Origin of the sequence: Streptomyces sp. NPDC000345 (assembly GCF_042898825.1) — a bacterium.
Taxonomy (GTDB): Bacteria; Actinomycetota; Actinomycetes; order Streptomycetales; family Streptomycetaceae; genus Streptomyces.
Window position 1 is genome coordinate 160312 of record NZ_JBIAZE010000018.1, and the last position, 15158, is coordinate 175469.

At 73.0% G+C, this 15158-nt stretch carries 13 protein-coding genes; 6 read left to right on the forward strand and 7 right to left on the reverse strand.

Annotation, left to right across the window (positions count from 1 at the left end; all coding sequences use genetic code 11):
* Together ACFY30_RS33440 and ACFY30_RS33445 are read left to right on the forward strand one after the other, a co-directional pair.
* On the forward strand, window positions 1-759 hold the full coding sequence (locus tag ACFY30_RS33440) for an urease accessory protein UreD (protein ID WP_390848885.1): 759 nt from the start codon (window positions 1-3) through the stop codon (window positions 757-759).
* A 144-nt stretch (window positions 760-903) separates the two neighbouring features.
* Entirely contained in the window at window positions 904-2502 is a 1599-nt protein-coding gene (locus ACFY30_RS33445; RefSeq protein WP_390848886.1) for an alpha/beta hydrolase, read from the forward strand.
* Between the two features lie 100 nt (window positions 2503-2602).
* Here the strand turns inward: ACFY30_RS33445 and ACFY30_RS33450 are convergent, their stop codons facing one another.
* The 6 genes from ACFY30_RS33450 to ACFY30_RS33475 form a co-directional block, all read right to left on the reverse strand.
* Window positions 2603-3325 carry a lysophospholipid acyltransferase family protein gene (locus ACFY30_RS33450; RefSeq protein ID WP_390848887.1) on the reverse strand — a complete coding sequence of 241 codons (723 nt, stop codon included), beginning with the start codon at window positions 3323-3325 and terminating at the stop codon, window positions 2603-2605.
* A gap of 168 nt (window positions 3326-3493) precedes the next feature.
* A complete protein-coding gene (locus ACFY30_RS33455) occupies window positions 3494-4735 on the reverse strand; it encodes a PP2C family protein-serine/threonine phosphatase (protein WP_390848888.1) in 1242 nt (413 codons plus the stop codon).
* An 87-nt stretch (window positions 4736-4822) separates the two neighbouring features.
* On the reverse strand, window positions 4823-7894 hold the full coding sequence (locus tag ACFY30_RS33460; RefSeq protein ID WP_390848889.1) for a SpoIIE family protein phosphatase: 3072 nt from the start codon (window positions 7892-7894) through the stop codon (window positions 4823-4825).
* 151 nt (window positions 7895-8045) lie between these two features.
* Window positions 8046-9299: an ornithine--oxo-acid transaminase gene (gene rocD, locus ACFY30_RS33465; RefSeq protein WP_390848890.1), complete on the reverse strand. Its 1254-nt coding sequence runs from the start codon at window positions 9297-9299 to the stop codon at window positions 8046-8048.
* On the reverse strand, window positions 9296-10108 hold the full coding sequence (ddaH, locus tag ACFY30_RS33470) for a dimethylargininase (protein ID WP_390657882.1): 813 nt from the start codon (window positions 10106-10108) through the stop codon (window positions 9296-9298). The genes rocD and ddaH overlap by 4 nt, the downstream gene beginning before the upstream one ends.
* A gap of 135 nt (window positions 10109-10243) precedes the next feature.
* Window positions 10244-10747, reverse strand: coding sequence for an Lrp/AsnC family transcriptional regulator (locus ACFY30_RS33475; protein WP_390657301.1), 504 nt, complete (start codon window positions 10745-10747; stop codon window positions 10244-10246).
* Between the two features lie 78 nt (window positions 10748-10825).
* Here ACFY30_RS33475 and ACFY30_RS33480 point away from each other — a divergent pair, with 78 nt between their 5' ends.
* The 4 genes from ACFY30_RS33480 to ACFY30_RS33495 are packed head-to-tail and all read left to right on the forward strand — an operon-like array spanning window position 10826 to window position 14915.
* Window positions 10826-11575: a LytR/AlgR family response regulator transcription factor gene (locus ACFY30_RS33480; RefSeq protein ID WP_390848891.1), complete on the forward strand. Its 750-nt coding sequence runs from the start codon at window positions 10826-10828 to the stop codon at window positions 11573-11575.
* A 1-nt stretch (window position 11576) separates the two neighbouring features.
* Entirely contained in the window at window positions 11577-11972 is a 396-nt protein-coding gene (locus tag ACFY30_RS33485; protein ID WP_390848892.1) for a hypothetical protein, read from the forward strand.
* Between the two features lie 10 nt (window positions 11973-11982).
* Window positions 11983-13713 (forward strand): cation acetate symporter, encoded by a 1731-nt coding sequence (locus ACFY30_RS33490; RefSeq protein WP_390848893.1) that lies wholly within the window; start codon window positions 11983-11985, stop codon window positions 13711-13713.
* The gene (locus tag ACFY30_RS33495; RefSeq protein WP_390848894.1) at window positions 13710-14915 is read left to right on the forward strand and encodes a sensor histidine kinase; all 1206 of its coding nucleotides are present in this window, start codon (window positions 13710-13712) and stop codon (window positions 14913-14915) included. The genes ACFY30_RS33490 and ACFY30_RS33495 overlap by 4 nt, the downstream gene beginning before the upstream one ends.
* Here the strand turns inward: ACFY30_RS33495 and ACFY30_RS33500 are convergent, their stop codons facing one another.
* Complete coding sequence (locus ACFY30_RS33500; RefSeq protein ID WP_390657306.1) at window positions 14916-15086, reverse strand: hypothetical protein; 171 nt, start codon at window positions 15084-15086, stop codon at window positions 14916-14918. It abuts the gene before it with no gap.
* Window positions 15087-15158: the final 72 nt, after the last annotated feature.

The following is a 15158-nucleotide window of genomic DNA, read 5'->3' on the forward strand; positions in this document are numbered from 1 at the left end:
ATGAGCGGTGTGCACGCCGTCGCCCGGATCCGGGCGACGGCTAACGGGCGCGGCGGGACCTCCCTGCCGGTCCTGGAGAGCGACGGTCCGCTCGCGCTGCGGCGCACCCGGAGCACGGGCGGCGAGGCGCGCGTCATGCTCGTGGGGGCCATGAGCGGACCTCTGGGCGGGGACCGCTTCGGTGTCGAGGCGGAGGTCGGGAGCGGGGCCCGGTTGTCCGTCGGCTCCGCCGCCGCCACCATCGCCCTGCCGGGGCAGATCAAGGACGCCGCCTGCTACGACGTACGGCTCACCGTGGCCGACGGCGGTGAACTCCACTGGCTGCCGGAGCCGTTGATCTCCGCGCGCGGGAGCGACCTGCACGTCGGCACCCGGGTCGACCTCGCCTTCGGTGCCCGCCTCGTGCTGCGCGAGGAGCAGGTCCTCGGGCGGGTGGGGGAGGAGCCGGGGAGGCTGAGCAGCCGGCTGGTCCTCCGGGTGGCGGGCCGGGTCGTCCTCGACCAGGAGCTGGGCTGCGGGCCCGGCGCCCCCGGCGGCTGGGACGGGCCCGCCGTGCTCGCGGGACATCGTGCGGTCGGGCAACTCGTCGTCGTACGGCCGGAGTTCGAGGACAAGCCGGTGGCCGCCCAGGTGCTCGACGGGTACGCCTCCGTCATGCCCCTCGCGGGCCCCGCGGCCCTGGTGACCGCCGTCGCACCGGACGGTCTGCGGCTGCGGCGGACACTGGACGAAGCCCTGGGTCTGTTCGACAACCGGTGAGCGGTACGTTCCTCTCCGGTTATCGGATTGGCAAAGAAGGTCAACCAAACCTGTTCTCAGGTGCCTCACAGCCGCGAGGATCCCTCTACCGCCGTGTATCGCCGTACCGCCGTACCGTCAGAACAAGGTAGGGGAGAAGCCCACTTGAGGGACATACGTCCGAACAGAAGGACCGCTGCGCTCGGTTCGGCCGGAGCGCTCGTCGCCGCCACGCTGATGGCCGGTGCCATCGCGGCGCCGACCGCGAGCGCGACCAGCGGCCGTTCGGGGCAGGACAGGGAGCAGCGGGGCGCGGCCATCGCCGCGGAGCGCGCGGCCAAAGCCGGTATCGACTGGCAGGACTGTCCGGCCGACTGGGGCCTGGAGAAGCCGATCCAGTGCGGCTGGGTCAGCGTGCCGCTCGACTACGCCCGGCCCAACGGCAAGCAGATCAAGATCGCCGTGGACCGCATCGGCAACACCGGCACGAAGGAGGAGCGGCAGGGCGCCCTCGTCTACAACCCGGGCGGCCCCGGCGGCTCAGGGATGCGCTTCCCGCGCCGGGTCACCACCAAGAACGCCATCTGGGCCAACGCCGCGAAGGCCTACGACTTCGTGGGCTTCGACCCGCGCGGTGTCGGCCACTCCGCGCCCATCTCCTGCGCCGACCCGCAGGAGTTCGTCAAGGCGCCCAAGGCCGACCCGGTCCCGGACAGCGAGGCCGACAAGCTCGCCCAGATCAAGCTGGCCCGCACGTACGCGGACGGCTGCTACGAGCGCAGCGCCGAGATGCTGCCGTACATGACCACGCCGAACACCGTGCGTGACCTGGACGTCGTCCGTGCCGCCCTCGGCGAGAAGAAGCTCAACTACCTGGGCGTCTCGTACGGCACCTACATCGGCGCCGTCTACGGCACCCTCTTCCCGGGTCACGTCCGCCGGATGGTCGTCGACAGCGTGGTCAACCCCTCGCGGGAGAAGATCTGGTACGAAGCCAACCTCGACCAGGACGTCGCCTTCGAGGGCCGCTGGAAGGACTGGGAGGACTGGGTCGCCGCCAACGACGCCACCTTCCACCTCGGCACCACCCGCGCCGCCGTCCAGGCCAAGTGGCTGGAACTGCGCGCCACCGCGAAGAAGAACCCCATCGGCGGCCTCGTCGGCCCGGCCGAGCTGATCTCCTTCTTCCAGAGCGCCCCGTACTACGACTCGTCGTGGATCCCGGTCGCCACGGTCTTCAGCAAGTACGTCGCCGGTGACACCCAGGCGCTCGTCGACGCGGCCGCCCCGGACCTCACCGACACCGCCGGCAACATCGCCTCGGAGAACGGCAACGCCGTCTACACGGCCGTGGAGTGCACCGACGCCAAGTGGCCCACGAGCTGGAGCAAGTGGAACCGCGACAACACGCGGCTCAACAAGGACTACCCGTTCATGACCTGGGCCAACGCCTGGATGAACCTGCCCTGTGCCTTCTGGCCGGTGAAACAGCAGACTCCGGTGGAGGTCAAGACCCACAAGGGCCTGCCGGGCGTGCTGATCGTGCAGTCCGAGCATGACGCGGCCACCCCGTACGACGGCGCCGTCGAACTGCACCAGCGGTTCAAGGGCTCCCGTCTGATCACCGAGAAGGACGCCGGCTCCCACGGTGTGACGAGCCTCTCCAACTCCTGCATCAACACCCGGGTGGACGCCTACCTCCTCACCGGCGAGCTGGACGGCAAGGACGTGACCTGCGCCCCGCACGCCACGCCGAAGCCGTAGGCACCACCCGCAGGCACCACTCGTAGGGCGTCCCGGTGACGTCCGTACGACGAAGGGCGGCCGGAGTGATCCGGCCGCCCTTCGGCATGCTGACCCGACGTCAGCGGAGCGGAAGACGCGGGAACCTGCGCTGCTTCTCGGCCGCCGCGGCCTCCTCCGCCTTCACGACCGCCGCGTACTGGTCGACGTACTCCTGCTCGGACAGCGTCAGAATCGCGTACATGATCTCGTCCGTGATGGCGCGCAGGATCGCCTTCTCGTTCTCCATGCCCGCGTAACGGGCGAAGTCGAGGGGCTCGCCGAAGCGGATGACCACCGGGTGGAGGGTGGGGATGACCTTGCCGGGCGGCTGCGCCTCGAAGGTGCCGATCATCGCGCAGGGGATCACCGGCACCCCGGCCTTCAGGGCCATCACCGCGACGCCCACCTTGCCCTTGTACAGGCGGCCGTCGTGCGAGCGGGTGCCCTCCGGATAGATGCCGAGCAACTCCTCCTTGGCCAGCACGCCCAGGCCCTCGCGGATGGCGGCCTGGCCGGCCTCCTTGCCGGAGCGGTCCACCGGGATCTGCCCGGCGCTGCGGAAGAAGGCCGCGGTGAGCCGGCCCTTGATGCCGGGACCCGTGAAGTACTCGGCCTTGGCCAGGAACGTGATGCGCCGTTTGAGGACCGCGGGCATCAGGAAGTGGTCCGAGAACGACAGGTGGTTGCCCGCGATGATGGCCGGTCCCGACTCCGGGACGTGCTCCAGACCTTCTATTCGGGGACGGAAGAGCAGGCGCAGAAGCGGCCCCAACACCACGTATTTCAGAAGGTAGTAGAACAAGAAGGATCGCTCCTCAGCCCGGCGGCTCGGCACCGCCACCGTGTTCCAGCAGGTCAACCGGCATGATGTGGGCAGCCAGTGTAGGGGCACGCGGAGGCCGCCGGAACCGTGCCGAACGGCCCATGGCGCACGGCCGTCGCCGTCGCCGTCCACGACCCGCCGTCGCCCTCACAGCCGTACGACCACCAGGGCCGTGTCGTCGGTCGCGCCGCCCTGCGGCAGCAGTTCGAGCAGGACGGAGTCGGCGAGGGTCTCCGGGTCGGCCTCCCGGTGCAGGCTGAGGGCCTCGGCGAGACGGCCCAGGCCGGTGTCGATGTCCTCGTGCCGCCGCTCCACCAGGCCGTCCGTGTAGAGCACGAGGGTGGCGCCCCGGTCGTAGACCGTGCACGCCTGCGGCCGCGGCCCCGGGTCGGGGCTGGCGTCGAGCGGCGCGTCGGTGGCCTGGTCGAGGAACTCCACGCGGCCGTCCGGGTGGACGAGCGCGGGCGGGGGGTGGCCGGCGCTGCTGTAGGTGATGGTGCGGTGGTCGAAGTCGATGAACGTGGTCACCGCCGTCGCCGACTCGGCGCCGTCCACCACGTGCGCGTACCGTCCGAGGACGTCGAGCGCCTCGGCCGGCCCTCCGGCGACCCGGGAGGCCGCGGTGAGCGCGCTGCGCAGCTGGCCCATGACCCCGGCCGCCTCCAGGCCGTGACCCACGACGTCGCCGACCGACACGCCGATGCGGTTGCCGCCGACCAGGTCGACGAGGTCGTACCAGTCCCCGCAGACGTTCAGCGAGCCGACCGCCGGGCGGTAGCGCACGGCCGCGTGATGGTCGGCCACCTGGGGGCGGGCGGGCAGCATCGCCTCCTGCAGGGCGAGGGCCACCTCCCGCTCCCGGGCGTGCGCCAGGCGCAGCCGCTCGTTGAGCTCCTGCAGTTCACGGGCGCGCGTGTACAGCTCGGCCTCCAGCACGCGGGCCCGGCTCCCGGGGCGCCCCACGCTCCGGGAGCCGCGGGCCCGGATCAGTTCGGTGACCTCCTCGACGCGGTGCACGAGGAGCACCACGGAGCCGTCCGGGCCGAACACCGGCGCGTTGACCGGGCTCCAGTAGCGCTCGTCCCACTCCCCGGGCCGGTCGGCGTCCTCGACGTCGTAGCGCTGCAGGGCCATCGCGTCCCGCTCACCGGTGGCCAGTACCCGCTCCAGGGAGGACTGCAGATTCCGGACACCGCTCGCGCCCGGGTCGTTGGGGTTGTCCGGGAAGACGTCGAAGAGATGCCGGCCGATCACCTGCTCGCGTCTTCGCCCGGCGACGCGCAGGAACTCCTCGTTGGCATCCGCGTACACGAGCCCTGGCGTCAGCAGCGCCACCATGCCGGGCAGGGCCTGGAACACCGCCGCGTAGTCGATCGCCGTGTCGTTCATGGCTCGCGCCCCATCCGCCGGTCCCGCTTCACATCCACCGGTTTTGGGTAATTTTCGCACGTGGTGTGACGTCTGGGGTCTTGTGTGTCACCCGGCGGGATCCGTGACGGACTGCTCGGCCCAGATGATCTTCCCTTCGGGGAGGAAGCGGGTGCCCCAGCGCTGGGTCACCTGGGAGACCAGCAGCAGGCCGCGGCCGCCCTCGTCCGTGGTGCGCGGATGACGCAGATGGGGCGCGGTGGCCCCGCCGTCGAAGACCTCGCAGACCAGGGTGCGCTCACGGATCAGCCGGAGCCGGATGGGGCCGGCGGCGTACCGGATGGCGTTGGTGACCAGCTCGCTGACCACCAGCTCGGTGGTGAACGACAGCTCCGCGAGCCCCCACTCCGTCAGCCGGCGGCTCGCCGTCCTGCGGGCCTCGGAGACGGCGGCCGGGTCGGCGGGCAGCTCCCATTCGGCGACCCGGTCCGCGGACAGCCGTCGCGTCCGGGCCATCAGCAGGGCCACGTCGTCGAACGGGCGGGCCGGCACGAGAGCGTCGATCACGGCTTGGCAGCGCAGGTCCAGGGTGTCCGCCCGCCGCTCCAGGGCCTGCCGCAGCCGGGTGCGGTCGGTGTCCAGCGCCCATTCCTCGCCCTGCGCGAGCAGACCGTCGGTGTGCAGCGCCAGTGTGCTGCCCTCCGGCAGGACCGTCTCCACCGACTCGAACGGCGGCCCGCCGGCGCCGAGCGGGGGCCCCTGCGGCAGGTCCACGAACGTGATCCTCCCGTCGGGCAGGACGACCGCCGGCGCGGGATGCCCGGCGGCGGCCATCGCGCACCGGCCGTCCACCGGGTCGTAGACGACGTACACGCACCCCGCCCCCTGCGCCTGGGGGCTCGCCTCCCGCCCCTCCTCACGGGACATGCGGGCGACCAGATCGTCCAGATGGGCGAGGACCTCCTCGGGCGGCAGATCCAGGGCGGCGAGTGTGCGTACGGCGGTCCGTACGCGCCCCATGGCCGCGGCGGCGTCGATGCCGTGCCCGGGCACCTCGCCCACCACGAGGGCCACCCGTGCCGCCGACAGCGGGATCAGGTCGTACCAGTCGCCGCCGAGACCGGTCAGCTCGTCGGCCGGCCGGTAGCAGGCGGCCACCTCGACCGCGTCCTGCTCGGGCAGCCGCTGGGGGAGCAGACTGCGCTGCAGCACCAGGGCCGCGTCCCGTTCCCGGGTGTAGCGGCGGGCGTTGTCCACGCAGACGGCCGCCCGCGAGACCAGGTCCTCGGCGAGCGCCACGTCGTCGGCGTCGAACGGCTCCCGCCGACGGCGCCGCAGGAAGGTCGTGACACCCAGCGTGGTGCCCCGCGCCCGCACCGGCACGATCAGCACGCCGGCCGGATCGGACGGCGAGGCCGCCTCCGGCCTCGCTTCCATGTCGCGCAGCCACTCCTCGGCCGACGCGTCGAGCCGCTCGGCCCGCCAGGGCTGCCCGGTGAGGAGACAGCGGACAGGAGGCGAACCGGCCGGATACCGAACCGCACCACCGTCCCCCGCAGCGCCGCCCCCGGCCGCCGCAGAGCCATCACCGCCGCCCTCGCCTCCGGCAGCCACAGGGGCGCCGGCCCGGTCGGTGCTGTGGCGGTCGGTGGGGTCGGCATTCGTGTGGGCCTCGGCACCGCCCGCGTTCGGGGCGTGGGCGCCCGGCCGGCCGGCAGCGTCGGCCCACTCGCCGGTGTCGGCCTCGCCCTCGGCCGCCGCAGGGGCGTCGGCCCGGGAGGCGCCTCCGGCGGTGATGCGCGGGTCGGTGGCACCCGGCCGGTTGGGGGCGGGTCTCCGGTCGGTGTCGGTGGCACCTCTGGCCGAGGGCGCGGCGCCCGGCCGGCCGACGGCGTCGGCCCTCCCGCCGGTGTCGGCCGCACCTTCGTCTCCGGCCGTCGTGGGGGCGCCCGGCGGGTGGGGGTTGGCCCTTCCGCCGGTGTTGGCCGCACCTTCGTCTCCGGCCGTCGTGGGGGCGCCCGGCCGGTTGGCTGCGGGGGTTTCGGCGGTGTCGGTGGCGGCCTCGGCTGCGGTGGGCGCGTGCGGCCGGGTGGCGGTGGGGGGCGTGTCGTCCGCGTCGGTGGCCGGTCCGGTCGGGGTGGGGGCGGTGGGCGGGGGGCTGCCGGGCGGGTCGGAATCGGGTACGGGTCTTTCGGGGCGGGGGATTCCGGCGATCCTGAGCCCGGCCCGGAGCAGCGGTACGGAGTCTTCGGGGCCGGCCGTCGTCAGGCCCGGGGCGGGTTCCGCGCCGCGCAGGACCGGCTCCAGCAGGTCCACGGCGACCGCGTCGGCGAATCCGGGGACCGCCACGTCGGCCAGTTCCTGGGCGGTGCGGGCGATGTCCAGGCTGCTGCCGATGCGCCGGCCGGCCCGGTCCAGCAGGGCGAGCCGCTGCCGGGCGCGGTGGCGGTCGGTGATGTCCACGACCGTGTAGTAGACGCCCATCGCGTTTCCGTGCTCGTCCTCGAGCCGGGTGAACGACAGCATGTGCGCGGTCTCGCGGTGCGGGGCGGCCCGTACGTGCCCGACGTGCTCGTAGCCGACGACGGTCTCGCCGCTCTCGAGCACCCTGCGCATCTGCGCCTCGGCCGCCTCGGCGTCCAGGCCCGGCTGCACGTCCGCGAACCGCAGCCCCAGCCGGTCCCCGGGCCGGCCCCCGCCGAACCTGGCCAGGGCTTCGTTGGACCACACGAACCGCAGATCGGTGTCGACGATCGCGATGCCGATCGGGGAGCCGGACAGCATCTGCTCCAGGACGAAGCGGCTCATCGTCCAGCCGGGGGCGTCGCCCGTCTCGTTCAGCAGCACCAGCCAGCGGGACGGGGCGCCGGGCTCGTCCGCCGAGGTGAACCGGGCCATGACCGGGACCGGCCGGCCGTCGCCGCGCCGGGCGGACAGCAGCCCGCTCCAGCCGCCGTCGCGACGGCACCGCTCCAGGATGTCCGGCACCCGGCCGGCGTCCGCGTGGGTCAGCAGGCCCGCCAGGTCCTTGCCCACCGCTTCCGGCGACGGGTAGCCCAGCAGCCGCTCGGCGTCCCGGGTCCAACTCGTCACGACGCCCCGCCCGTCGAGCAGCAGGGGCGCGGCGTCCGCCACGTCGAACCGCCGGCGGGCAACGCCGTCCTCGTCGTGTGTGCCCACGGTCGACCTCTCTGTCGCTGAGAGTGGTCTACCACCTCGTGCCTCAATCTTCACCCTGCCCGTCCGGCACCGACCGGGCCACCCGGGAGCCGAGGCGCCCCCCGCCCGCGCGGGCAGGCGCCTCCCGGGTCCCGACGGGCGCCCCGACCGCTCAGGCCCCCTTGGTCAGCGCCCTCTCCAACGCTTCCAGCGCCGAGCCCAGTTCCTCGCCGGTGATCGTCAGCGGCGGCGCCAGCCGGATGGTCGAACCATGGGTGTCCTTGACCAGAACGCCCTCCCGCATGAGCCGCTCGCTGACCTCGCGGCCGGTGCCGAGGGCCGGGTCGATGTCCACGCCCGCCCACAGGCCCCGGGCCCGGAAGCCGACGACCCCCCTGCCGACCAGGCCGGTCAGACCGTCCCTGAGGACGCCGCCCAGATCCGCCGCGCGCTGCTGGAACTCACCCGTCTCCAGCAGTTCCACCACCGCCGTGCCGACCGCCGCCGCCAGCGGATTCCCGCCGAACGTCGACCCGTGCTCGCCCGGCCGCAGCACGGACAGCACCTCGCGCCGCGCCACCACGGCCGACACCGGTACGATCCCGCCGCCGAGCGCCTTGCCGAGCAGCAGCACGTCGGGAAGGACCCCCTCGTGCTCCACGGCCAGCGTCCGGCCGGTCCGGCCCAGGCCGGACTGGATCTCGTCCGCGATGAACAGGCAGTTCGCCCGGCGGGTCAGCTCCCGCACACCGGCCAGATAGCCCTCGTCGGGGATGATCACCCCGGCCTCGCCCTGGATGGGCTCGATCAGCACCGCGGCCGTGGTCTCGTCGACCGCCGCCTCCAGCGCCGCCAGGTCGTTGTACGGGACGATCCGGAAGCCCGGGGTGAAGGGACCGAAGCCGGTGCGGGCCGTCTCGTCCGTCGAGAAGCTCACGATCGTCGTCGTACGGCCGTGGAAGTTCTCCGCCGCGACCACGATCGTCGCCCGGTCGGCCGGGACGCCCTTCACCTCGTAGGCCCACTTGCGGGCCACCTTGATGCCGCTCTCCACCGCCTCCGCGCCGGTGTTCATCGGCAGCACCATGTCCAGGCCGGTCAGCTCCGCGAGCCGCTCGGCGAACTCGGCGAGGCGGTCGTTGTGGAAAGCGCGCGAGGTGAGGGTGAGCCGGTCGAGCTGGCGGTGCGCCGCCTCGATCAGCAGCGGGTGGCGGTGGCCGAAGTTGAGGGCCGAGTATCCGGCCAGCATGTCGAGATAGCGGCGGCCCTCGACGTCCTCCACCCAGGTGCCCTCGGCCCGCGCGACGACCACGGGCAGCGGGTGGTAGTTGTGCGCGAGGACCGGCTCCTCGGCGCGGATCAGCTCGCCGGAGGAACGCGCGGGGGCGGTCTCGGACGAACGCGCGGGAACGACGGGTGCGGTCATGAGCGGATCTCCTGGGTGCAGCACTTGATGCCACCGCCGGCCTTCTGGAACTCGGACAGGTCGACGGGGACGGGGACGTAGCCGCGCTCGGTCAGCCCGGCGGCGAGGGCCTCGGCCCGGGGGGCGATGAAGACGTGGCGGCCGTCGGAGACGGAGTTCAGGCCGAACGCCATCGCGTCGTCGCGGGTGGCGAGCACCGCGTCCGGGTACAGCCGGGCGAGCACCTCCCGGCTGCCCGGTGAGAACGCCTCCGGGTAGTAGGCGATGTTCTCGTCGTCGAGCACGAACAGCGCGGTGTCCAGGTGGTAGAAGTGCGGGTCCACCAGGGTCAGGCTGATCACCGGGTGGCCGAAGAACTCCTGCACCTCGCGGTGCGCCTCCCGGGTGGTCCGAAAGCCCGTGCCGGCCAGCACGTACCGGCCGGTCCACACCAGGTCGCCCTCGCCCTCGCAGACGTTCTCCGGGCGGTACACGTCGTAGCCGGCGGTCTTGAACCAGGTGTCGTAGTGCACGGACTCCTGGCGCCGTTCGGGCGCGTGGAAGAGGGAGCCGAAGACCCGGCCCGCCACGACGACCGCGGAGTTCGCGGCGAAGACCATGTCCGGCAGACCGGGCGCCGGATCCACGGTGTCGACCGTGTGGCCGTGGGAGCGGTAGGCGTCGATCAGCGACCGCCACTGCTCCTGGGCGAGGTCGACGTCGACGGGGGTGTCGGGATGCATCCAGGGGTTGATCGCGTACTGCACGGCGAAATGTCTGGGTTCACAGACCAGGAAGCGCCGGGCGCGCGGCACACGGCCGCCGGTCACACTCTCGCGCACAGAGGGGTTCCTCCGCTTTTCCTACGGTGCCGAAGGGATGACACCAAGGTAAGAAGCGACAGCGGAGTGCTACAAGGCGGGAACGCTGCGTGGCCGCGCACGATCGCTGCGTGCTGCGCCTGCTCAGCGCAGGTTCGCTGCGTCATCCGGGGCCGCGACGGTGGCTCCCGCCTCCGGACTCTCCGGCAGCAGATGCGACAGCACCATCACACTGATCGTCTTCCGGATGAACGGCTCGACCCGGATCCGCTCCAGCACCTCCTCGAAGTGCTCCACGTCCCGCGCCCGCACATGCAGCAGCGCGTCCGCCCCGCCCGTCACGGTCATCGCGGCGGTGATCTCCGGATGGTTGCGCACCACCTCCGCGAGCCGGCGCGGGGGAGCGGCCCCCTCGCAGTACACCTCCACGTACGCCTCCGTGCGCCAGCCCAGCGCCGACGGCTTCACCGTGGCCGTGAACCCGGTGATGACCCCGGTGTCCCGGAGCCGGTCCACCCGGCGCTTGACCGCCGTCGCCGACAGGCCGATCGCCGATCCGATCTCCGCGAAGCTGCTCCTGGCGTTCGCCATCAGAGCGGTGACGATCTTCCGGTCCAGCTCGTCGAAGGGGGCAGTGCCGCTGTTCATGCGGGCACTGTATCCAGCGGATACGTCCACACCCCGGCACATGTCCAGCCGTGCCGATCGCCCCTACACTCCACGTTCATGCTGCGCGCCCTCGCCGTCGACGACGAACGCCCCTCGCTCGAGGAACTGCTGTACCTGTTGAACGCCGATCCCCGCGTCGGCAGCGTGGAGGGCGCCGGCGACGCGACCGAGGCGCTGCGCCGCATCAACCGGGCCCTGGAGTCCGGTCCCGACGGCCCGGAGGCCGTCGACGTCGTCTTCCTCGACATCCAGATGCCCGGTCTCGACGGCCTCGACCTGGCCCGCCTCCTCACCGGGTTCGCCCGGCCGCCGCTGGTCGTGTTCGTCACCGCCCACGAGGACTTCGCCGTCCAGGCCTTCGACCTCAAGGCCGTCGACTACGTCCTCAAGCCCGTCCGCAAGGAACGCCTCGCCGAGGCCGTCCGCCGCGCCGCCGAACTGCGCGGCACCGCGCCCCGCATCCCCGTCCACGAGCCCGACCCCGACCACATACCCGTCGAGCTCGGCGGCGTGACCCGCTTCGTCGCCGTCGACGACATCACCCATGTCGAGGCCCGCGGCGACTACGCCCGCCTGCACACCGACCGCGGCAGCCATCTCGTCCGCATCCCCCTCTCCACCCTGGAGGAGCGCTGGCGCGCCCGCGGCTTCGTCCGCATCCACCGCCGCCATCTCGTCGCCCTGCGCCACATAGGAGAACTCCGTCTGGACGCCGGCACGGTGAGTGTCCTGGTCGGCGGCGAGGAACTGCAGGTCAGCCGCCGGCACGCCCGCGAGCTGCGGGACCTGCTGATGAGGAGGCCCTGACGTGCCCGGCCAGGACCCCGCCGAGCGGCGTGTCGTCACCGGCCCGCCCCGCCGCACCCTCCCGCACGCCCGGCTCCGCTCGCGCGGACGGTACCCCCACGCCTCCGGCTACTACCGCCCGCGCACCGAGATCGACGAGCAGACCACCCTCGGCCACACCTACGTCCGCTCGCTCATGCGCTCCCAGCTGCGGGCCGCGCTCGCCGTGTTCGCCGTGCTGGTCCTGCTGGTCGGCCCGCTGCCGCTGCTCTTCGCGGCGATCCCCGACGCGCACCGCCTGGAGTGGGCGGTCCTCGGCTTCTGCCTCTACCTCCCGCTCGTCCTGCTGGCCCGCTGGTACGTCCGCCGCGCCGAACGCAACGAACGGGACTTCGTGCGGCTGGTCGAGGACCGGTAGGGCCGGACCGATGAACTCGACGTACGCCGTCCCCGCCGTCGCCCTGGTGGTGGTCGCGACCGTCCTGGTCGGCGCCTTCGGCCTGCGCATCTCCCGGACGACCTCCGACTTCTACGTCGCCTCCCGCACCGTCGGCCCCCGCCTGAACGCGGCCGCCATCAGCGGCGAGTACCTCTCCGCCGCCTCCTTCCTCGGCATCGCCGGCCTGGTCCTGGTGCAGGGCCCGGACATGCTCTGGTACCCGGTCGGCTACACGGCCGGATACCTCGTCCTGCTGCTGTTCGTCGCCGCCCCGCTGCGCCGCTCCGGCGCCTACACCCTCCCCGACTTCGCCGAGGCGCGCCTCGCCTCCCCCGCGGTGCGACGGCTGGCGGGCGCCCTCGTCGTCGGCGTCGGCTGGCTGTACCTCCTTCCCCAGCTCCAGGGCGCCGGGCTGACGCTGACGGTCCTCACGGGGGCGCCGGACTCCCTCGGCGGGCTGATCGTCGCCGTCGTCGTGACCGCGACCGTGGCCGCGGGCGGCATGCGCAGCATCACCTTCGTGCAGGCGTTCCAGTACTGGCTCAAGCTCACCGCCCTCCTCGTCCCCGCGCTCTTCCTGGTGCTCGCCTGGCAGGGCGACGGAGCGCCCCGGAGCGCCTTCGGGGAACCGGCGGCCTTCCGCGAGCAGCGGACGGTCCGCGTCGGCGACACCCTCGACCTGAAGCTCGACCGCCCTCTCACCGTGACGGTGGACGGCACGGTCGACGGCCGCCCGCGCGCCGGCGCCGTCCTGCGTCTCCCCGCCGGCACCCACCGCATCGAGCGGGGCACCCGCCTCACCTTCGCCCGGGGCGCCGCGGTCCCCACCGCCGAACGCGGCAGCAGCGGCGGCATGTCCACCTCCCTGGCCGCCGGCCGCGAGGAACGCCCGCTGTACGCCACCTACGGCCTGATCCTCGCCACCTTCCTCGGCACGATGGGCCTGCCGCACGTCGTGGTCCGCTTCTACACCAGCCCGCACGGCGTCGCCGCCCGCCGCACCACGGTCGCCGTCCTCGCCCTGGTCGGCGCCTTCTACCTGCTGCCGCCCGTCTACGGCGCCCTGGGCCGCCTGTACACCCCCGAGCTCGCCCTCACCGGCGACGCCGACGCCGCCGTCCTGCTGCTGCCCGACCGGATGATCGGCGGACTCGGCGGCGACCTGCTCGGCGCACTGGTGGCGGGGGGCGCCTTCGCCGCGTTCCTGTCCACGGCGTCCGGGCTCACCATGGCCGTCGCGGGCGTCCTCACCCAGGACGTCCTGCCGACCCGCGGCGTCCGTCACTTCCGGCTGGGCACCGGCCTCGCCATGGTCGTCCCGCTGGCGGCCAGCCTGCTGGTGGGCGGACTGCCGGTGGCCGACGCGGTCGGCCTCGCGTTCGCCGTGTCGGCGTCCTCCTTCTGCCCGCTGCTCGTCCTCGGCATCTGGTGGCGCCGGCTGACCCCGCCGGGAGCGGTCGCCGGGATGGTGGTGGGCGGCGGGTCGGCGTTCGTGGCGGTGGCCGCGACCATGGCGGGCCTGCCGGGTACGGGACGGCTGCACGCCCTGCTCGCCTGGCCGGCGCTGTGGTCCGTACCGCTGGGCTTCCTGACGATGATCCTGGTCTCCCTGGCCACACCGGGCCGGGTCCCGGCCGGCACGGCGGCGATCCTGGCACGCTTCCACCTGCCGGAGGAGCTGCGCGCCGAGGAACTCAGGGCGTCGGAGGCGAAGGCGTGAGCGGTTTCCTGGCGGGCCTGTGCATGGCGATCCTCCCCTTCCTGGCCGTCGGCTTCTGGCTCGGCCGCCGCACCGCGCGCCCCGGGAACCTGGGCGGCCTCGGCACCCCCGTCGAGCACGCCACCTTCCAGACCCTGCACACGGCGTCCCTGGCCGCACCCCCGCTCCGGGCGGGCCTCACCGAGGAGACGGCCCGCAAGTCCGCCCGCGGACTGCGCACCCTGCTCGGCACGGACGCGCTCTGCCTCACCGACCAGAAGGAGGTACTGGTCTGGGACGGCGTGGGCGCGCACCACCGCGGCGAGATCATGGAACGGCTGGCCGACCCCCTGGAGCGCGGCCGGGGCGAGGCCTTCCGGCTCAGCTGCGAGCACGCCGACTGCCCGGTCCGCTGGGCCGTGGTCGCCCCGCTCACGGTCGACGACCGGGTCCACGGCGCCCTGGTCGCCTGCGCGCCCCGTGAGTCCGCCGTGCTCGTCCGGGCGGCGGGGGAGGTGGCCCGCTGGGTCAGCGTCCAGCTGGAGCTCGCCGACCTCGACCAGTCCCGTACGAAGCTGATCGAGGCGGAGATCAAGGCGTTGCGGGCCCAGATCTCCCCGCACTTCGTCTTCAACTCGCTCGCGGTCATCGCGTCCTTCGTCCGCACCGACCCCGAACGCGCCCGTGAGCTGCTTCTGGAGTTCGCCGACTTCACCCGCTACTCGTTCCGCCGGCACGGCGACTTCACCACCCTCGCCGACGAACTCCACGCCATCGACCACTACCTGGCGCTGGTCCGGGCCCGCTTCGGCGACCGCCTCGCCGTGACCCTCCAGATCGCCCCGGAGGTCCTCCCCGTAGCCCTGCCCTTCCTGTGCCTCCAGCCCCTCGTGGAGAACGCCGTCAAGCACGGCCTGGAGGGCAAGGCGGACAAATGTCACATACAGATCACCGCGCAGGACGCGGGCGCCGAGGCCCTCGTCGTCATCGAGGACGACGGCGCCGGCATGGACCCGGTCCTGCTGCGCCGCATCCTGGCCGGCGAGGTCAGCCCCTCCGGGGGCATCGGGCTGTCCAACGTCGACGACCGGCTGCGCCAGGTGTACGGCGACGACTACGGCCTCGTCATCGAGACGGCCGTGGGAGCGGGCATGAAGGTCACCGCCCGGCTCCCGAAGTACCAGCCGGGCGTCCACTCGGCGGCCCGCCTCGCCCCCGGGTGATCAGCCGGTCTTCGTCATGATCATCGCAAGGGTGATCAGCCCGAGGACCACCCAGCCGAACCACAGCCAGCCGTTGCTGCCGAGCGCCACCGTGTAGGCGGTCACCGCGACCAGTCCGCCGACGGTGAGCACCCCCATGGTCTTCGTGGAACTGTCCGTGGAACCTGCCATCGCGACACCCTCCTCAGGGCCGCCCTCCGCTGGGCGTGTCCACCACCATGGTGCCCCGGCTCGTCCGCCGGC